General features: G+C 56.2%; 20 protein-coding genes. 6 read left to right on the top strand and 14 right to left on the bottom strand.

Annotation, left to right across the window (positions count from 1 at the left end; translation table 11 throughout):
* Positions 1-15: 15 nt before the first annotated feature.
* Positions 16-1179, bottom strand: coding sequence for an ABC transporter permease (locus tag STH12_RS19125; RefSeq protein ID WP_126169035.1), 1164 nt, complete (start codon positions 1177-1179; stop codon positions 16-18).
* Positions 1176-2111 carry an ABC transporter ATP-binding protein gene (locus STH12_RS19120; RefSeq protein WP_174234574.1) on the bottom strand — a complete coding sequence of 312 codons (936 nt, stop codon included), beginning with the start codon at positions 2109-2111 and terminating at the stop codon, positions 1176-1178. The genes STH12_RS19125 and STH12_RS19120 overlap by 4 nt, the downstream gene beginning before the upstream one ends.
* Before the next feature lie 245 nt (positions 2112-2356).
* Between STH12_RS19120 and STH12_RS19115 the strand changes: the two genes are divergently transcribed.
* Positions 2357-4189 (top strand): M14 family metallopeptidase, encoded by a 1833-nt coding sequence (locus tag STH12_RS19115; RefSeq protein ID WP_126169034.1) that lies wholly within the window; start codon positions 2357-2359, stop codon positions 4187-4189.
* A gap of 74 nt (positions 4190-4263) precedes the next feature.
* Here the strand turns inward: STH12_RS19115 and STH12_RS19110 are convergent, their stop codons facing one another.
* Together STH12_RS19110 and STH12_RS19105 are read right to left on the bottom strand one after the other, a co-directional pair.
* Positions 4264-4707 carry a hypothetical protein gene (locus STH12_RS19110; protein WP_126169033.1) on the bottom strand — a complete coding sequence of 148 codons (444 nt, stop codon included), beginning with the start codon at positions 4705-4707 and terminating at the stop codon, positions 4264-4266.
* A gap of 11 nt (positions 4708-4718) precedes the next feature.
* Entirely contained in the window at positions 4719-6515 is a 1797-nt protein-coding gene (locus STH12_RS19105; RefSeq protein WP_126169032.1) for a S8 family peptidase, read from the bottom strand.
* On the opposite strand from STH12_RS19105, the gene STH12_RS19100 reads away from it, so the two are divergent.
* A complete protein-coding gene (locus STH12_RS19100; RefSeq protein WP_126169031.1) occupies positions 6493-6771 on the top strand; it encodes a hypothetical protein in 279 nt (92 codons plus the stop codon). The genes STH12_RS19105 and STH12_RS19100 overlap by 23 nt on opposite strands.
* Before the next feature lie 383 nt (positions 6772-7154).
* Here STH12_RS19100 and STH12_RS19095 read toward each other — a convergent pair whose 3' ends face one another.
* From STH12_RS19095 to STH12_RS19080, 4 genes are all read right to left on the bottom strand, one after another.
* Positions 7155-8795: an FMN-binding glutamate synthase family protein gene (locus tag STH12_RS19095; protein WP_126169030.1), complete on the bottom strand. Its 1641-nt coding sequence runs from the start codon at positions 8793-8795 to the stop codon at positions 7155-7157.
* Between the two features lie 138 nt (positions 8796-8933).
* Complete coding sequence (locus STH12_RS19090) at positions 8934-9485, bottom strand: DUF2087 domain-containing protein (RefSeq protein WP_126169029.1); 552 nt, start codon at positions 9483-9485, stop codon at positions 8934-8936.
* Between the two features lie 185 nt (positions 9486-9670).
* Positions 9671-11500 (bottom strand): sensor domain-containing diguanylate cyclase, encoded by a 1830-nt coding sequence (locus STH12_RS19085; RefSeq protein WP_164551256.1) that lies wholly within the window; start codon positions 11498-11500, stop codon positions 9671-9673.
* Between the two features lie 191 nt (positions 11501-11691).
* Positions 11692-12612, bottom strand: coding sequence for a LysR family transcriptional regulator (locus tag STH12_RS19080; RefSeq protein ID WP_126169027.1), 921 nt, complete (start codon positions 12610-12612; stop codon positions 11692-11694).
* Between the two features lie 144 nt (positions 12613-12756).
* Here STH12_RS19080 and STH12_RS19075 point away from each other — a divergent pair, with 144 nt between their 5' ends.
* A complete protein-coding gene (locus STH12_RS19075; protein ID WP_126169026.1) occupies positions 12757-13695 on the top strand; it encodes an MBL fold metallo-hydrolase in 939 nt (312 codons plus the stop codon).
* 40 nt (positions 13696-13735) lie between these two features.
* Here STH12_RS19075 and STH12_RS19070 read toward each other — a convergent pair whose 3' ends face one another.
* Both STH12_RS19070 and STH12_RS19065 read right to left on the bottom strand, forming a co-directional pair.
* Entirely contained in the window at positions 13736-14080 is a 345-nt protein-coding gene (locus STH12_RS19070) for a hypothetical protein (protein ID WP_126169025.1), read from the bottom strand.
* Positions 14081-14165: 85 nt separating this feature from the next.
* Positions 14166-14390 carry a hypothetical protein gene (locus tag STH12_RS19065; protein WP_126169024.1) on the bottom strand — a complete coding sequence of 75 codons (225 nt, stop codon included), beginning with the start codon at positions 14388-14390 and terminating at the stop codon, positions 14166-14168.
* A 61-nt stretch (positions 14391-14451) separates the two neighbouring features.
* Here STH12_RS19065 and STH12_RS19060 point away from each other — a divergent pair, with 61 nt between their 5' ends.
* Both STH12_RS19060 and STH12_RS19055 read left to right on the top strand, forming a co-directional pair.
* Positions 14452-15459, top strand: a complete 1008-nt coding sequence (locus STH12_RS19060) for a 2Fe-2S iron-sulfur cluster binding domain-containing protein (protein ID WP_126169023.1) — start codon at positions 14452-14454, stop codon at positions 15457-15459.
* A gap of 226 nt (positions 15460-15685) precedes the next feature.
* Entirely contained in the window at positions 15686-15931 is a 246-nt protein-coding gene (locus STH12_RS19055) for a 50S ribosomal protein L7/L12 (RefSeq protein ID WP_126169022.1), read from the top strand.
* 100 nt (positions 15932-16031) lie between these two features.
* On the opposite strand, the gene STH12_RS19050 is transcribed toward STH12_RS19055, so the two are convergent.
* The 3 genes from STH12_RS19050 to STH12_RS19040 form a co-directional block, all read right to left on the bottom strand.
* Positions 16032-16685 carry a cupin domain-containing protein gene (locus tag STH12_RS19050; protein WP_126169021.1) on the bottom strand — a complete coding sequence of 218 codons (654 nt, stop codon included), beginning with the start codon at positions 16683-16685 and terminating at the stop codon, positions 16032-16034.
* Positions 16686-16754: 69 nt separating this feature from the next.
* On the bottom strand, positions 16755-17300 hold the full coding sequence (locus tag STH12_RS19045; RefSeq protein WP_126169020.1) for an OsmC family protein: 546 nt from the start codon (positions 17298-17300) through the stop codon (positions 16755-16757).
* A gap of 10 nt (positions 17301-17310) precedes the next feature.
* Positions 17311-18075, bottom strand: coding sequence for an SDR family NAD(P)-dependent oxidoreductase (locus STH12_RS19040; protein ID WP_126169019.1), 765 nt, complete (start codon positions 18073-18075; stop codon positions 17311-17313).
* Between the two features lie 154 nt (positions 18076-18229).
* Here STH12_RS19040 and STH12_RS19035 point away from each other — a divergent pair, with 154 nt between their 5' ends.
* Positions 18230-18763, top strand: coding sequence for a TetR/AcrR family transcriptional regulator (locus tag STH12_RS19035; protein WP_126169018.1), 534 nt, complete (start codon positions 18230-18232; stop codon positions 18761-18763).
* Positions 18764-18822: 59 nt separating this feature from the next.
* Here the strand turns inward: STH12_RS19035 and STH12_RS19030 are convergent, their stop codons facing one another.
* Positions 18823-19413 carry a DUF998 domain-containing protein gene (locus tag STH12_RS19030; protein ID WP_174234573.1) on the bottom strand — a complete coding sequence of 197 codons (591 nt, stop codon included), beginning with the start codon at positions 19411-19413 and terminating at the stop codon, positions 18823-18825.
* Between the last annotated feature and the right edge of the window lie 59 nt (positions 19414-19472).

Below are 19472 nucleotides of genomic sequence, written 5' to 3'. Positions count from 1 at the left end.
CATTTTTTGTAGCTATCAGCGGCGGTTGAACACGGCGGCGACAATATCTCCCCAGCGCGGCTCTTTGCCATACATGCGAATGCCAAGCTCGAACACCCGCGCCGAGGCCTTGGACATCCACACCACGAACGCCGTAAGCAGCGCCAGCGAGCCCAGCCACTCCCACCAGGGTACGTCCGAGCTCATCACCCGCAGCGGCATGGCGCCAAAGGAAGTCAGCGGCAGCCAGCTCAGGATCTGCATCGCCTGACCTTCGGCGTTATCCATCACCATAAACACCGAGCCGATTAACAAACTCGGCAGCAACATCACCACGGTGCGGCCGGAATGGTTCGGATCATCAATGGTGGCGGTAAAGCCTGCGAGGAAGGTGTTGAGCAGCAACACCCCCATAATGAGAAACCCGAGCATGCACAGGATATCGCCGATGCCCAACGGAATACTGAGCGACGCCTTACCGGCGATGATACTTACGCCCTGGATCACCAGAAACGCTATCACCCCGTAGGTCACAATGGTTTTCAGCGAGAACAGCGACACGCCGATGATTTTGCCGTCAATCCACTCCCGAGGGGACACCAGCGTCAGCAGCTGCTCGGTTACCCTCTGTTGTTTTTCGCCGGTGATGGCGGTGAACATCAGTCCGAAACTGGCAAAGAAGCCGGTCATCAAAACCCCCAGAAACACCATGCCCACGATGCGTTTGAGTTTGCGCGCCTGCTCTTCTTCTGCACTCTCGCGGGTAAAGCTGATGGCAACCTCCGGCAGGGTATCGATAACCTGTTGCTGCTCAGCCGATAAAGGCAAGGCGGCAATCAACTGTTGCTGATGCCATCGCTGCAGCTGCGGTGTCAGCTTTTCAAGCCAACTGGTGGACTTCTCCCCCACCAGCTCAAGCTTGCCTTCGTGGGTCATCAGCAACAGATCCCAGTCTTTGCCAAGCGCCTGCGTTACCTGCTGCGCCGTATCGGCTGGAACCTGGGTAAACTGATATCCGGCAATGCTCGGCAGGGCCTCACCCACCACGGCAACCCGATAATCCTTGTCTATCCAGCCTTTAATTTGTGGCCAGGCCGACATGCCCATAAAGATCACCAACATTACAGCAATGCTGGCAAGTTCCTGTTTCCATTTGAGGAAACGTTTGAATTCAAATACAGCAATCTTCCAGCGGATCATACGGCTTCCTCCACTTCCCTGTTATTGCCGCCCACGGCCCTGAGATACAACTCGTGCAGATTTGGCTGCACAGGCGCGAAGGTCACCAGCTCGCCAAGGGCAGCCAGATCATTCAAAAATTGCTGCAAGCTGGCATCCCTGGTCTTGGTCAGCGACCAGTGCCCCTCGGCCGCAATCGCGGTATCTACCGTCGACAGTGCCTGCAAATCCGCGAGTTCAGGCTCGGGGCTCAGGGCGACCTGATAACCATCCCCCGGCGACAACTGCGCCATCACTTCGGCCAGGCTGCCGCTTGCCACTGGCTTGCCGTGGTTAATCAGCAGCATACGGTCGGCGAGACGCTCCACCAGCGCCATCTGATGGGCGCTGAGCACTATGCCCTTACCCGCCGCTCTAAGCTCAGCCAGCACAGATACCACCAGTTCCTGATTAACAGGATCCAGCCCGGAGAAAGGTTCATCGAGGATCAGCAGTTCGGGTTCGTGTAACAGACAAGCAATCAGCTGCACCTTTTGCTGATTGCCCTTGGAGAGTTGGCTGAGTTTGTCGCCACGCTTTTCGGCCAGCCCAAAGCGCTCGGTCCACAGCGCAATCTGACTGTCGATGCGCGCCTTGGGCAGACCACGCAGCTCGCCGATGTAATTCAGGTTTTGGGTAACAGTACGGTCCTGATACAGGCCGCGGTCTTCCGGCAGATAGCCGTAATCTTCTCTGGGCAAGCGCGACAGGGGCTTGCCGCCCTGGCTTATCACCAGCTCACCATTGTCAGGGCGGGTCAGCCCCACCAACATACGGATCAGCGACGACTTACCCGCACCATTTGGCCCAAGCAGCGCCAATATCTGGCCGCCTTCCACCTGCAGGCTCACGCCATCCACCGCCTTGACCGTGCTGTAACTCTTTTCAAGCCGGTTTGCCCGAATATGAATCATACCACCTCCCTATGTCGCTCCAGCGCAACCTTTGCCCAGAGCCATGTCATAATATGTCATCAATCCCGTTAAAATAAACACATCAATTACAATTGATTACACTTAATACTCTTTTAAGAAACATCGCCTTTGGCAGTGTAGTTGCCGTCACCAAGGCCCCTGGTGTGGCCGGTTTCCCCCTTGCGTACTGGCGGTAATTGCGAAAAGATAGGCCTTTGATTTTCAACGCCGCAAAAGGCCCCAGCATGCAGCTTTCCCTCACCAAATCCCGCCTTGCCCTGCTTGGCATCGCCCTCACCGCCGCCATGCCAGCCCTCGGCGGCGCCGTGAAAAATACCACCTTCGTCAACGACCCTATTCTGCCCCCAATTCAGCCATGGCAGGGAGCCAGTGAGTCGCTGCTGCAAGACCCAAAGCAAAGCTGGGCCACCCCGTTTGAGCAAAGTGGCGGGATAAAAAGCCCGGATTATCAAACCACCATGGCCTGGCTCGACAAGCTGGTGAGCCACAGCAAATATCTGTCCAAGGTGAGCCTGGGCAAGAGTCCACAGGGGCGGGATATCTGGATGATTGTTGCCAGCAAAGAAGGCCTGGCGACGCCGGATGCACTGGCGGGCACCGGTAAACCCAGCGTGCTGGTGCAGGCAGGGATCCACTCCGGTGAAATCGATGGCAAAGATGCCGGCATGATGCTGCTGCGGGATATAGAACACGGCGGCAAGAGCGAACTGCTGGAGTCGGCGAACCTGTTGTTTGTGCCTATTTTCAGCGTGGATGCCCATGAAAGAGCCAGCAAGTACAACCGGGTAAACCAACGCGGCCCGGTGACCATGGGCTGGCGCACCAACGCCCGCAACCTGAACCTTAACCGCGACTACGCCAAGGCCGACACCAAAGAAATGCAACTCATGCTGGCGGCCATCAACAGCTGGAATCCCAGCCTCTACATCGATGTGCATGTGACCGACGGCATCGACTACCAATACGATGTGACCTTTGGTTATAACCTCAAACAGGGCCTGAGCCCCGCCAGTTTTGCCTGGCTCGATGGCAGTTATCGTCCCGCCGTTGAAGCTGCCCTGAGCGCTGCCGGTCATGTGCCCGGCCCGCTGGTGTTTGCGCTGGACAATGCCGACATCCGCAAAGGTATGTCGCTGTGGAACGCCTCGCCACGCTTCTCCAACGGCTACGGCGATGCCCGCCACCTGCCCACCATCCTGATAGAAAACCACAGCCTCAAGCCCTACAAGCAGCGGGTGCTGGGCACCTATGTGATGCTGGAGCAAACCCTGAAAACCGTGGGCCAACAGGCCACAGCCCTGAAAACCGCCATCATGGAAGACAGCTTCCGTTACCCAGCGCAGGTTACCCTTAGCTGGAAGGAAGAAACCCAGGCCAGCGGCTGGGACTTCAAGGGCATTGGTTACAGCGTTGAAAAGAGCCCTATTTCCGGCGCCGATGTGGTGCGCTGGAATGGCGAGCCTGTCACCTACGAGCAGCTGCCGGTGATTGGCAACACGGCGCCGGACATCAGTGTCAGCCGACCCGAGGCCTATTACATTCTGCCCCAGTGGCAGGAAGCCATCGACAAGCTGGCGCTGCATGGGATTCGCTTCGAGCGCCTGCAAAAAGCCACCAAACTCAAGCTTGGCCGTTACAGCTTCAGCAATCCCGAATTTGGCGCCAAAGACTACGAAGGTCGTCAGCGGGTGAAGGCGGACACTGTGCTAAGTACCGTTGAAACCACGCTGCCGGCTGGCACGGTAAAGGTCAGCACTGAACAGGCACTTGGGGATCTGGCCATTTTGCTGCTGGAGCCTCAGTCACCGGACTCCCTGCTGCAATGGGGCCTGTTCAATCCCATCTTTACCCGCACCGAGTATATGGAGCAATACGCAGTAGAACCCATGGCCGCCGAGATGCTGGCCAAAGATCCGGCGCTGAAAAAGGCCTTTAACGAGGCGTTGAAGGATGAAACCTTTGCCGCAGACCCGGCAGCACGTTTGCGCTGGTTTTACGAGCGCAGCCCCTACTACGACGCCGAATACCTCAAGTACCCCGTGTATCGCAGCAACTGAGCTTGCGTAAATCCATAAACAAAAAAGCCGGGCACCTGCCCGGCTTTGTTATCCCTGAATGGGTCTGTAACGGCTTATTGGCCTTTGGTGGTCAGGTCAACCAGATGCACGCTCACTGATGCTACTCCGGCATCTGCATCAATGGCCGCTGCCAAAGCCAGCAGCTCAGCGCTGGCCGGCGCTTTGACCACAGCAAACTTGCCGTAAGTGTTCAGCACGGACACACCAAAGTTGGCCGCCAGGCCCTCGGCCGAGGCACCGTCAAGACGCACCACCAGCTCACCGCTGGCCTGGAACGACTTAAATCCGGTTTCATCCAGCAGCTGCTCGCCACTGAACAGCACTCCGGCGTTACCTACCTTCAAAAAGCGCTCGCCGTTGACGCTGATACCAAAAGCCGCCTCTGCCGGCACCGCAGCCAGTTCGGCATGGGCCAGCTCAGACACCGTTGGCAGATCGTCCGCCGCCAATACACTACCGGCAAACAAACCGGCGCACAGGATCATCATATGTTTCATAGGCTCTTTCCTCAGTGGCCGAAAATACGCAGTGACCAGTCACGCACCACGCCTGGCTCGGCGTTGTTGACTGTATTCAGCTTCAGCAGCTGACGGGTTTGGGTGTTGAAGGCCACAGTTTCACTGGTGCCCGCATCGGTATCCCTCACCCGCAGAGTCCAGACCCCGGCGGCCTGTTCGCCATAGAAGTGGTTGCTGAGCAGCACGCCATCTTCAATATTTTCTCCAATAAAGCCCACGCGCGGATTCATCAGAACGCTGCGGGTGCCGGAAGGTGACACCAGCTCAATCGCCAGATCGCGCAGACGACTGTGGTCAATATTGAGTTTCACCTGCACCGCTTCCACGGTGAGCGCTTGTTCCAGGTTCAGCTCGCTGGTTACGCCCTCAAGGGTCGCATCGGGGATCTGAGCATTGGCAGCCACATGGCTCCATGGAGTAACGACTTGCTCAGGCAGGTTTTGTACCCCACCGAACAGCACCTTCCACACGGCGGCATCCACATCCACCGAACCGAAACCATAGAAGTTATGGAAAGAATAACCTGCGGCATTGCGTTGCCAGCCAGGCAGGGCATCGTAGCTCGCCACAGTGCCATCGGCCTGGGTGAAGCTCAGCATGATGGGCGCGATATCGGCATCGTTCTGACGGGCAGTTTGCGCCAATACATGACGCACGGTGCGTGCATCCAGGGCGTGGTTGGCCGACATCACCACAGCGGCAGCGCCCGAGGCATTTGGCGCCGCAGAGGAAGTGCCGTTCATGGTGGCGGTGTAGTTGCACACAGGGTCAAGCTCGCTGCCACCATTGAGACGGTTGCTCGACGCGCCGGCGCGGTTCATGCCTTTGTCGCAGCCCTGAATATCTGTGGTGACTATGGCTGGCGCATCTGTGCCATATTCACCGCCCGGCGCGGCGACCCAGACGTTGGAACCCACAGACGAGTAAGACGAGCGCTTACCTTCGGCGTTGGTGGCCGACACCACCATGTTCCAGTAGTTGATGTTCTCGTGGGACAGGTTGGCGCTGTGGAACGGTAACCCATGGTTGTTGTAATACAGGCCGTCTTCACGTGGCAGGATAAGCCAGGCACCCAAGCGGTAGGTGCCGTAGCTGTTACCTGCGGACTTCACAAACAAAGAGCCCTGACCACGCTGACTGTCGTTGGTTACGTCGGCCATGGCGCTGTCTTTGGCCAGCAGCGAAGGATTGGCGTCGTAGTCATAGGGGAATGGCTTAAGCAGGGTTGAGCCATAACTCTGGTTATAGATGCGGGCGTCGGTAAAGCGGTTCAGCTCGCGCTTGCCGTTTTCGGCAGTGCGGCCGTGGGATAAAAACCAGCTCTGCTCGCTCTGGGCATCCAGATAGTTAAAGCCAATCAGGTTAGCAAGGGGGGCTACGCCGCGGCCACCCAGGCCATTGCCTTCCACCGCCGCAATAATGCCCGCCACGGCAGTACCGTGACCATGGCCGTCGGTAGGGTAACCCGAGCCATCCAGCAGGTTGATTGAGCCAGGCACCACGTTGGCGCGCAGGTCTTCATGATCGATCTCAACCCCTGAGTCGATTACCGCGACGGTAATGCCACGGCCCTTGATCCCCATGGCATGGGCAAAGTCCACATCCAGGTCTTCACCGGCGACACCGGTCAGCGGCGAGTAGCCATCCTGTCCGGTATTCTTCAGGTGCCACTGCTGTGGGGTAAAGGGGTCGCCGCCAAACAGCGGGTATTGCCACTGATCCGGGTTGGCCTGGGCAGTCCCTGCCATAGCCAACGAGATGCTGATGATGAGTCGATTTAACTTCATCGTGATTCCTTCTGTTGTCATTATTTTTGTGTTGCAAATGTTGTATTTGCAGCTCAAATGTACGGTTTTGTTATTTCCCATCCATACGTTAATCGCCTCGATTATTTCTTTTGGCTATAACAAGCCAAATCAGCGCCCAAACGGCCCTGCAGCGCGCCTGCGAGCGATAAAAAAACACACTGGGAATACACAGGGAAAACAGCACAAATCACTGATAAGTCAGTTCAAGAACAGGCTATCGGCCCAAGCAAAATGACAGCGATGTCATTTTATTGTTTTACGACACGGCCACCCATAACAAAGCGGTACGCCGTACTGGTAGGATGAGTTAAGGCAGGATTAGTAAGGCTCAGAAATCACAGAAAAATCAGCAAGCCGAAACCGGCTGCGACTTTTGATTGAATCAGCCTTACTGCCATACAAGCAACCGGACCAACGGCCGCCATGCAAAAAACCAAGCTCATAGGAGCCAAGTAAAAAAGCAGACCAGCAGTAGCCATGCAAGAAAGCAGGGCTGCGGATATCCGGGTACAGCTGCAGCTGATGGCTTGTGCTGCATGACCTTGTTGGAATCACAGCGCTGGCCATGAAAAAGCCGCCCACTGGCGGCTTCGTAAAGACACTGAACAGCAGGAAATATCAGTGGGCAGTGCTCAGCTCCGCCGGTGTCAGCATCAGATCGTCATACACGAAAAAGCCTTCGCTGCTTGCCGACTGCCACCAATGTTGCCACACGCCGGTGGCCCGCTCTTCCACCAGCTCGGCATGGGATAAGGGCTTCACCATGCTGCCAGCCGACATCAGCAAACCATAGGGTGTACGCCTTTTAATCATCTGTGGCACCAGCTTATTGGGACTATCAAGCCCCATACCACCGAGTAATTCATAGAAAGCATGCAAGGTGTTGTGATGAAAATTCTTCACCCGTTCGCTTTTCACTTCCACGTCCACGGCTTTACCCCGCACCGGATCCTGGGTGGCAATGCCCGTGGGACACATATTGGTGTTACAGTGGCGCGACTGAATGCAGCCCAGCGCCAGCATCATGGTGCGGGCGGCGTTGACGGTATCGGCACCCAGTGCCAACTTGGACAGCAAATCGAATGCCGAGGCGGTTTTACCCGAGGCAATAACGCGAATTTTGTCTCTGAGCCCCAAGCCTATCAGGGCGTTATTGACGAAATATACCCCTTCGAGGCACGCCATACCCATGCGGTTGGTGAACTCTACCGGCGCCGCCCCCGTGCCGCCTTCGGCGCCATCGACTGTGATAAAGTCAGGCAAGATGCCGGTTTCCAGCATGGCTTTGCCGATAGCCAGAAACTCCGCCGGATTACCGATACACAGCTTAAAGCCAACCGGTTTGCCACCGGACAATTGCCTCAGCTCTTTCACAAACCCAAGCAGCGCTTTGGGCGTTGCACATTTAGGGTGCACCGCAGGTGACACACAGTCTCTGTCCTGTGGGATCAGCCGGATCCGCGCGATTTCATCGGTGATCTTGGCCTTGGGCAGCACGCCGCCATGCCCGGGCTTGGCCCCCTGAGACAGCTTGATTTCAATCATCCTGACCTGGGGTAGCTTTGCCTGTCGGGCAAAGGCCTCGGCATCAAACTCCCCTTCGTGGGTGCGACAACCAAACAGGCCCGAGCCTATCTGCCACACCAGATCGCCACCGTGCTCAAGGTGATGGTCACTCACCCCGCCTTCGCCGGTGTTATGCCAAAAGCCGCCTTTTTTGGCGCCCAAGTTGAGCGCCTGAATGGCATTGGACGACAGCGAACCAAAGCTCATGGCGGAAATATTCAGCCGCGAGGCGCTGTAGGGCTGGGTGCAATCATCGCCGCCAAAGCTGACCCGCTTGCTGTCCTCTTTCACTTCACAGGGGCTGAGAGAGTGCCACAGACTCAAGTAGTTTTCCGACAGCAGATCCCGCTGGGTGCCAAAGGCGATGGTGTCACGCACGCCCTTGGAGCGCTGATAAACCAGTGAACGCTCCTCGCGATTAAAGGGCTTTTCTTCGGTATCGCTGGCAATAAAGTACTGCTGGATCTCCACCCGAAACGACTCCAGCCCATAGCGGATATAGGCCACCACCGGATACAGGCGGTTAAGACTGTGGCGGGAGAAAAACAGGTCGTAAAAACCTATCAGGGTGTAAGTCGCGGTTAACGCGAGCAAAATCCAGGCAATAACACCCGGGTGCTGGCTTACAAGCCAAATGGCCAGCGCGTTCCCCACTACCGCCACCAACCAGTACACCTTCTGCATAATCGTCATCGAGCAATTCCTTGAGCGTGCCGACACAGCGCCGGAACATCCTGTTAAATCCCAAAGGTATTATTGGGTTAAAAATCATGCTACTTGCATCTGCTGCAACAGAAAAGCCCCGAAATCACCCCGGGGCCCGGCATTTTGTCACCATACGTCGGCAAGCGCTTCAAACCCCTGGGGCGGAATCGCGCTTTGCCGCCAGTAGCGACCGCCATCCATGGTGCGGCCCAGCAGCGATTTATTCACCAGCTCCCGGCGGATTAGAGGGTGATCACCAAAGCAGATGAAAGGTTTGAGTAAGGCGTTTACTTCGGCCTCTGTGTATTCAACCCCATAGCGGAAACGACACCAGAAAAACCACAGGCTTTGTTGTTGCAGCGCAAACCGCGTCGGCCATTGGCGCAGCACATAGGCTTCATCCATAAAGGGCCTGAGTTTGGCAGGAATGGCGACATCCAACTGGCTTTGGCTTGCCGGCGCCGCCGTGACCGCAAAGGGATCGGGTTCGGTAACGGGCAATGTTGAATTGTCCTGCTCGGCTTTAAACTGTTGAAAATTTTGATAACCATTGGCGCGGGCAAGCAGGTTTAACATTTCCACATGGGTTGGGAACTGCTCACAGGCCATCAGTTGCTTACGCAGGGATTTGGCCAAAGCCGAGATATCGGCGGCCATAAAAGGCATTGGGTGTTTCATGACTGTACCTCGCACAGGCGCGCCCGCCTTGGGGTGTCAGTGATCGCCGGCTTCCAACGGGGCACGCGAATGTGTCGGTACCAATATGATAAGAGGGCAGGTTTAGCTCAGCTTGCGCTGCGGCGATGCCTGGGTGAACTGCAGACCCTGACAGCATCATACCCCGGCAGACACAGATGACAACCTCAGCTTTGCCATTTTTTCAAAAAGCACCTCAAGCCTTCGGCGCGCGCCTGCATCGACTGCGAAGCGGCGGGCGTTGGCGCTTGCCTGAGCAGGGCTTCAATGTGACGCCCTTCCAGCGCCTTAGCAAAATACCAACCCTGGATCAGATAGATACCCGAAGACAGCAACCAATCGAGATCATCCTGACTCTCCACCCCTTCCACCAGCAGCGCCACGCCCATGGAATCGGCGGTGCCCTTAATCAGCCTCAGCAGCGCGGCGATATGTGGATTACCGGCCACCCCATGCACAAATTGGCGGTCCACCTTCAGCAGGTTGCAGGCAATGGTTTTCAGGGTGCCGATATTGGACATGCCGGTGCCAAAATCATCCACCGCGATATGAAAACCAATCTCCTGTAAACGCTCGATGCGCTGACTGAGCACGCTGTCATCCAGGGGCACGCCGCTTTCGGTGATCTCCAGGGTGAAGTCGGCGGTTTTCAGGCCGTACCTTGTTGCCAGCTCGAACAATTTCACGTCCAGCGACTCTGTCTGCAAGGTGGTGCGGGAGATATTGACCGACATCTTCGGCAACGTCATCCCCTGACGTTGCCAGTGGCTGAGGTCACGACACACCTTCTCAAACATCAACAAATCCAGCGCCGGAGTTTTGCCCATGGCTTCAATCTGGGTCAGCACCTGCCACACCGGGGTATCGCTGTGCTCCGGGTTATGCCAGCGCAGCAGTGCTTCAAAGCCAAAGATGCCGCCCGAGGCCATATCCACCTGCGGCTGATAATAGGGAGCAAAATGATTTTCGGCGCTGTCGGCATGCAGGCAGGCCTGCAGATCTTTCGACAACCTGTGGTTGGCCACACCATCCTGATAATGGATGTTCGACAGCCCAAGACGCTGTTTTTCCGAGGCCGCCAACTCAGCCAGTTCGGTCAGGGCGGCGGCGCAGGCAAAATCAGGTTCGGCGCTGGCAATACCCACGCTCACATTGACCGAAATCGTCACCCCACCCTCGGTCACCGGCGCCTCAATGGCGTGCAATATCTGGCGCAGGTCGGCCTTTTGGTAACTGCCGGCCCAGGCATAGGCAAAGTTACCGGCGCCAAAATGCGCCAGCACGCCACCCTTGCACCATTGGCTGAGCCTTGAAGAGATATGTCGGATAACGGCATCACGAAAATCCAGCCCATAAGCGCTGGCAAGATGCCGCATCCGATGCACATGGATAAAGGCGGTACTGACTTTTTGCTGTGACTCATTCAGCAGCGCCTGGGTGCGGCGCAAAAAGCTTTTACGGTTTGGCAGCCCGGTCACGGGGCAGCGGTACATGTTCTGAATGGACTGATCCAGGTAGGCGCCAAGGCACTTGAGAATGGCCTGTTTTTCTTCGTCCATTCGGTGCGGCTGGGTATCCATCATCCACAGGGTTCCGACCGGAAAGCCACGCCCGCCCTGAAAGGCGTAGGCTGCATAGAAGCGAATAGAGGGCGCCTGACTCACCAGCGGATTGTGACAAAACCGCGGATCTTCACTGGCATTTTCCACCACAAACAGGTCATCGTGGGCATCGATGGCAGCACCGCAAAATGCCCCCTGCCGTGGCAGACTTTCCGCCTCAATGCCGTGGTGTGCCTTGATCCACACGGTATTGGAGTCGACCAGACTCACACCGCTGATGGGCATACCACACAGCTTGGCCAACAGCTCAGACATGGACTGCAGCGGGGTTTCGTTGTCTTCAATGACGGTTTGCAGCAGTTCAAGATCCTTCACCCGCATGGACTCGGCAAGGGTGGAGCCAACATCCATTACATTCAGCTCGGTTTTGTTCATGGCGACGCGACCTTGAAACAGGGACGTCTGAAAAGTGTAGTTCAAAAGCATGAGTTGCAGCCTGCCGGGTGCTAAGGCATGGCTTACCAGACTTCTGCGGCGCAGGAGTGCCAGGCAGCTGCTTGCGGCTAACTCACTGATAAGGCACCGGGCTTAGTCAAAGACGCTGGGCTTGGTCAAAGACGCTGGGCTTAGTCAGCTGCCAGCAATTCATCTACGCCCTGGTATTCGCCAATACTTCGACCAAAGTCATCCAATGCTGCCAGCACTGCCATAATCCTTGGCAACCCATACAGGCGGCGATGCACCTGAATAAACACCTCGCCCAGGTATTCCCTGTCCAGCGGCACCGGCAACAACACCAGAGACTTGAGCATCGGATGGCCCATAATGCCGTCGAACAGCACCATGGCACCAAGGCCCTGCACACAGGCCGCCAGCTGCACGTTGAAATCATCGCTGCTGAACACCGGCTTGAAGCCAGGCACCATGCGATTGAGCTCGCGGTTAACCTGAAAATGACCTTGATCGTCACTCCAGCAAATCAAATCCAGATCGCCGATTGTCGCCGCCGCAGACAGCGACGCCGCATAGTCGGCGCTGGCATAAAGCCCAGGCTTGCTGCGAAGCTTGCCCAGAGTCATCAGCCCAGGCTCAATCACCTCATGGGTGCGCAGGGCAATATCCGCCTCCCCGCGGGACAAATCCAGGGTCGTGGTGGTAGACAGCACTTCCAGCGTCAGTGCCGGGAAGCGCGCCTTTATCTGGCTGGCAAACTGGGTCAGCAGGGTCAGCGCAATACCGGGCGGCGCCGTCACCCGCACCTTGCCTGCAACCCGCTCAGCGGGACGGGCCAGACTGACCTCCGCATCCCGCGCCCACTGAGCCATTTGCGCCGCAGCCGGTAACAGACGCTCTCCTGCGGGCGCCAATTCACAGCCCTGTGGCTTTCGCACAAACAGTGGCTCGCCCAACTGTCCTTCAAGCTCGGCAATGCGGCGGCTCAGGGTGGGCTGGCCCAGCCCCAAATGGCGCGCAGCCGCGCTGAAACTGCCAAGTTCCGCCACCGCCACAAACAGACGAATATCTTCCCAGTTGAGTTTGCTGTTCATCGCATCCCTTATTCAGACAATTGCTATTCAAAAATGAATACACACATCAAAAATTAGCCAATTGTGGCTCACACCCATTCATGAAAGCATACCTAAAAGCTCACCAAGCACTCAACTGACGCGACAAATGATGAAGGAACCAAGATGAACAAACTCAGCCTGCCACGCCTGTTACTGCTCGCCGGCACATTGCTGGCGGTTATTCTGCTGGCGATGAACTGGGACACCCGCCAAACGAGCCACCCCAGCCAGCCGGCCAGTCTGGGCAAGCCCGTGTCGATGGCCGCCATGGAAGCCAGCCTCGAATCGCCCGGTAATATCGCCTTCACAATGCAGGTGAGCGCCGACTGGCAGGTGCCACTCAGCGGCCTGCTGAACTTAAACAGCGATGAGGCCAAAGCAGCAGGTCTGGTCGACAAAGACGAGCCCATAGAGGTGTATCTGTATGAATTTATCCATCCAACCCATGGCCGCTTTTTTATCGACACCGGCGTGGCTAAGGCGTTGCTGGACAACCCTGCCGACTTTGGCGTGGGCTCGCTGCTGCACAGCGCCTTTGGCTTTGAAAAACTCAAGCTGCGTCGCAGCAGCGGTGAACTGGCCGCAGGTGCGCCCATTGCAGGAATATTGCTGACCCATCTGCATCTGGACCATATCAGCGGCCTGCCGGAACTTGCCAAAGATATTCCCATCTACACCGGCACGCAGGAAGCCCACAGCCATGGGGTACTCAACCTCTTTACCCGCAAGGTGGCCGATACCCTGCTGGCTGGCAGGCCAGCGCTGAATGAATGGCGTTTCGATGAGCAAGGGGTAATAGACATATTTGGCGATGCCAGCGTGTTTGCCCTCAAGGTACCCGGCCACACCGAAGGCAGCAGCGCCTATGTGCTCAATACCCGGAATGGCCCGGTATTGATTGTGGGTGACACCAGCCATACGGCCTGGGGTTGGCAGCATGGGGTAGAACCGGGTGATTTCACCCAAAACCAGCCGCTGAACCGCCAAAGCCTGCTGGCGCTGAAGGCACTCAATGAGCGCCAGCCGCAGATGCAGGTATATCTTGGGCATCAGCGGTTGTGATACTTACAAAAAAGCCCCTTGCGGGGCTGGATTGAGGGTTTCAGGGCGTTTCACGCCCCGGGCCCAGCAAGGGGCAGGAGAAATAGGTATCCATGTCGTCCATCACGCCATCGCCGTTGGTATCTATCCACCAGCGGCCGCCCACATAGCCGTTGTCACCCGGGCCATATGCTGTGGTAGGGCCCATAGGGGCAGCCGGATCCAGCTGTTGATATCGGGCGTTGGGCCTAAATGGCAGTGGCGTGGTGGCAAAGGTATCGTAGTAAAGCCCTTGTCCTGACACATAAATGGTGCCCAGAGGTTTGCCGTTTCCACGGCCTTCGGCGAAGGCGCTTCCGGCGGCAGTACACAGCATCAGGCCGGCGACAATCAGTTTGCTATTCATAAGATGTTCTCCCAGGTTGGTCAGAAAGGGCGACGACCTAAACACCCTGCATTTGGAAGATTGCCCTTAAAAGATCACGGAAGGGTCACGCACAGGTCACAGCGGCTTCACGGTGTGCCCAGGTATCTCGCCTGAAGGCAATTTGTAAGCCCAAACCCATGTCGATAGCGTCGATACCACTGATAAGACCACACACAGCATCCAACAAACTTTTGCCTGGAAGCGCAGTTAACGCGATGAAATAAATGAAAAATGAATTTGCATAGTACATGAAGCCATAAAAATCAATAAAACCAACATAAAGTTTCATTTGATTTCACTGAGCAAAAAATACAACGTAGGGCGTACGGCAATCTCTGAAGCAAGGCATCATGACTCAAACTCTGACCCTGTTTTATCTCGACGAGCAGCCCGTTTATGCCCTCCCCGGCGAAACGGTACTGGATGCGCTGATACGTCACGGCCATGAGATGGGCCATTCATGCACCCCGGGCAACTGCCAGGCATGCTTACTCAAACATCTGGATGGTCCGCTGCCCCCAGCAGGACAAATTGGCCTGCCACCCACCCTGAAACAACAGGGCATGGTGCTGGCCTGTAATTGTCCGGCGCGTGCCAATATGCATCTGGTCAGCAATATCGAACAGCAGCTGTACCGGGCCAGACTGGTGCGGCGTCACTCGCTGAACGATGATGTCAGTCGCTTTGTGTTTGCCGCGCCGCCGGGCTATGCCTTTCAGCCGGGCCAGTGCGTGTCGATTCGCAACCCGGCCGGGGTGAGCCGCAGCTATGCCATTGCCTCGGGCGACGATGCCAATTCGTTTTCGCTGCACATTCGCCGTAAACCCAATGGCCTGTTCAGCAGCTGGCTACATGAAATCCTCAGCCCCGGCGATGAGATCCAGCTGACCGAACCCTGGGGACGCTGCCGTTATCGCAGTGCCTATGGCCAGGATGAACTGCTGATTTTCGCCTTCGATACCGGCATTGGTGCGGCCGTGGCCATGGTGGAAGAGGCTCTGGCCCGTGGCCACGAAGCGGATATTTATTTGTACCACTGGGGCCGCAGCCGCGAGGATTTATACCTGCACAAGCCGCTGCTGGAACTGATGCTGCGGGAGCGGCGCTTTTATTATCAGGGGCTGATTTCCAATCAGGGCGATTGTGACCGTATCGACCATAAGCGGATCCAATTGCGGGAAGCCACCGAGGTTCTGGCGCAGAAAATCCGTGTGAGTCGCTGGCAACGGCTGTTCCTGTTTGGCGACCCGGGCATGGTGGCCAAAATGGCCATTACCCCAAGGCTCAGACTGCTGGGGATGGATCGGGTGCACAGGGTGTCCTTTGATTATCGGGACTTACGCCGACTGCCCCGTTGATGCCACGCGGCATCCGGCGCTGAGGATACAAACACCCTGGCCAACCTGACTGCCGCACCGGGTCAGACAAAGGTGCCTTTCTGCCTGGGCAGGCTCGATGGCTGCCCGGTTACTGCTATGCTTGGCGAAGCCGCTGGCACCCCTTTTTGTTGCGACATCGAACAGAAAGGCAGCCGGAAGCAGAGTACAAACCACTCCCAATGAACGGAATCATAAGGAGCCACCCGTGAATCACATCCATGAGTCCAACGTGCTCGATGCCCTGCATCAGGGCCGAAAAATCGACGCCATCAAGATGCTTCGCGCCAGTCGAGGCATTGGCCTGAAAGAAGCCAATGATTTAATACAGAATTATCTGGTTGAGCATCCCCATCTGAGCGCGCAGATGCAAGGCCCCTACAATACCCTGATTGGGGTGGCAGTCCTGTTGGCCATGGTGTTGGGTGTCTGGTACTTCGGCTACGTGTTCTGATGCTTTTGGCGCTCTAAGCTAAACAATAAGCCAATCTTAAAGCTATTTGGTTAGCCGTTATTCCAGATAACGGCATTTCATGGCGCCAAGGACGAGTCTGCTATGCCAGAGGTAAATGCCCCGTTTTTACCAGGATAAGGGTTTCCTCATCCACGAAGGGGTGATGCTGGCTCATATGGGGGCTGCGGATCCAACTCAAGGCCGGGTAACTGCCGTATTCATCCTTGAATGTACCCCTGAGCACCAGAATCTCTTCACCGCCGAAGTGACGATGGGGGACAAACACTTCGCCCGCAGGCCAGAGCACCAGCGCCGTATGCTCGACCTCAAAACTGTGCAGCGGCATCACCTTAAGACCGCCGTGACCGGGCAGCCACTCGGCCTTGCTGGTATCCAGTCTCACGCTTACATCATCACCTTGGGCAAACTGAGCCAGTTTCACAAACAATATACAGCCCTGCTCGCTGAAAGGCGCATGGCTGCTGCCCGGTGGATTGCGAATATAAGTGCCCGGGCCATAGTCGCCGGTTTCATCGCTGAAGACCCCTTCGAGCACCAGTATCTCTTCGCCCCTTGGATGGCTGTGGCGAGCAAAACGAGCCCCCGGCGCGTAACGCACCAGACTGGTGGCATGGCCTGACTCTGCGCCCTCTCTGGCGAGGGGTTTACGCTCAATGCCCGCCAGCGGGCTGGGCAGCCAGGGTTGCTGGGCGGTGTCTATTACAACCCGCTTGGCGAAATCCATATTTAACATGCTAATCACCTCTCGGCGTTGGCAGCCGGCGGGCGGTAATCCCCCGCCAAACTGCATATCAAGGTCGTGTTACAGGGAGACTGCCGTCACCTTTACCGCATCGGCAATGGTGCGATAGTTCGGCGAGTACTGCTGTACAGAGGCCACAATCTCATCGTACTGGGCCTGGGTGCCGCTGCCCTTCACCTGAAAGTTAAACTTCAGCTCGGCAAATCCTATCGGCGCCTGCGGGTCTACGCCGAGGAAGCCACGCAAGTCCAGATCGCCGGTGATGGTCAGCTTCACCTCATCGAGTCGGATGCCATTGCTGGTCGCACCGGCAACAAATCCCACCATCATGCAGCCCGCCATGCCTCCCAGCAGATATTCCTGGGGAGTAGGATAACGGTTGTCACCCAGGAGCTGCTCCGGCTCACCCACATCAAAGCGAAAATCCTTTTCGATGAGGGTATCACCCAGGCGCTGGTTAAGGGTGCGAATTTCACTGTGCACCCCTCCACGCCAGTGGGCCTCGATGCCGTAACTTGAGACGGCGTCACCCGGTACCGCGGCGACCTGCTCTGTGTAGGCGGTCAGCGCCTCCAAATCTATGCCGTTCAACAGTGGTTCGCTCATCTGCTGCTCCTTAGTTTCTGCCAGCCATAACGCCACCGTCCACATCCAGGATGGTGCCAGTGATCCAGTCGGCCTTATCAGACAAGAGGAACTCGATGGAGTCTGCGATATCTTCCGGGCTACCGATGCGGCCAATTGGGTGGAAGTCGTTAAAACCAGCCAGGGTATCCTTAATCTGATCTTCGGCGATAAAGGACTTGTAAATGGTGGACATCACCACCGCAGGAGCCACGGCGTTTACACGAATGCCGTATTCGGCCAATTCCATCGCCAGGTTTTTGGTCAGGGCATGCAAGCCAGCCTTTTGCATCGAGTAGGCCGAAGAAGGTGTCGCCTTCACCGCCTGATGGGCCCACATGGAACCTATGTTCACTATGGCGCCACCACCGTGCTGCTGCATGTTTTTGGCAACGGCCTGGGTGATAAAGAAGAACGACTTGTTAATGTCGAGCTGCAAGTCGTAATCACGCTGGCTGTGCTCAAGGAAAGTCACGGGCTTAAAGAAGCCAGCCGCATTCACCAGATACTTGATATGACGCTTTTCTTCACCGAGCTGGGCGATGAAATTGGCAACGGCCTGCTGGTTGTACAGATCGACCTGTGCAGTCTCTACTTCACCACCTGTCTGCTGCTGTAGATCGGCTTTGGCTTCGGCCAGGGTCTTGGGATCGTGGGACAGGATGAGTGCTGTGTTACCCGCAAGTAGCATACGCTTGGCAGTTTCTTTACCCATACCGCTTGAGCCGCCAACAATCAGTGCAATTGATTTAGTCATGATTCGTTCCTCTGTTTAACTTGTCTATCTACCGATAGGTAGGTTTCAGGTGCAACTCTAGAGATCCGAATCAGGGTTGTCAACACCTACCTTCCGGTAGGTAGAAAAAAGTGTTATTCTGCCCGGCAATCGAAAGCACAGACAGAGCACCTATATGACGGCTTCTACCGTAGACAAGATTATGGATACCGCCGAGTCCCAGGTACGGGCCGGTGGTTATAATTCTTTTAGTTTCAGGGAAATATCTAAAGAAATAGGGATTAAGAGCGCCAGCATCCACTACCATTTCCCCACCAAGACCGACCTGGGGGTGGCTGTGGCCAGCCGCTATACCGACAGGTTTATGCAGCAACTAACTGCCTTGAGCGACACCCAGCCAGAGCCCCGGGCGAGACTGGAAGGCTATATAGACTTGTTTCGCCAAGCCCTGATCACCGACAGAAAGATGTGCCTCTGCGGCCAGCTCGCCAGCGAATCCGATGTGCTGCCGGAAGCCATTCAGCAGGAGACCCGGCGCTTTTTCGAGCTTAACCAGAGATGGCTGGAGCAAAATCTGTTTGCAGATGACCCCAATGCGGTGGCTCGTGGCGCCAGCCTGGTGGCAACGTTGGAAGGGGCATTGATGATGAGTAAGCTCATGGCCAACGAGCAGTTGTTCGAAGATATAGTGGCCGGCATAGCACTTTGAAACCTTCAAAATAACCAATTAGCTTAATTTAAAGCTAATTGGTTATTTATATTTCACAATCATTGGATTTCGAAGGGTAAATACGCCAGCCACAGCAATTGGCAGCCATAGCTGAGCCGCTGGTAAAGTCCCGGCTTGGTTTGTTGCCTGAAGGCCTTTGCCATGGCGAGCATAAACACCACTGTCAGTAGCAGTAACAGCAATGAAATGAGTCTGAACAGGGGGCTGAAGCTGCCACTGACAACCCCAATAAGCTGAGCAAGCAGTAAGGAAAGTACCATCAGCAAACCGGCCCAGGAATGGATTTTACAGGCGCGGCTGGGGGTAAGGGTTTTCGGGTCGGCGTCCATGGGAAAATAGCCTGCAACCCAGGTGCCTAAGCCATGAACTATCACCAAAGCGCCTAACACGGCACCGACCACACCGGCTGGCAGCAAATAGGCTCCGAGAGCCAGAAACATCACCCCAAGAGGGTAATTGTTAATCCGCGGTGAAAGGCGCTCGGTGGGCGCACCACTGGCTCCCAATTCACTGCAAAACTGTCTGCTGTGGCTGTACCCCAAATAACGAAACCCGGTAAACATTACCCCTAAGCTTATCCAAATGAGTATCACCAGCCCCAGCCAGGGGGCAAACATCTCAAGGCTCATTAACAGATCTCTGTGTAAAAAAGCGCCCCGAAAACGGGGCGCTTGATTCGATTTGAGTT

The sequence above is a fragment of the Shewanella khirikhana genome (assembly GCF_003957745.1).
Classification (GTDB): domain Bacteria; phylum Pseudomonadota; class Gammaproteobacteria; order Enterobacterales; family Shewanellaceae; genus Shewanella; species Shewanella khirikhana.
The sequence above is the reverse complement of the archived record's forward strand: the minus strand, read 5'-3'. Positions and strand labels throughout refer to the sequence as shown.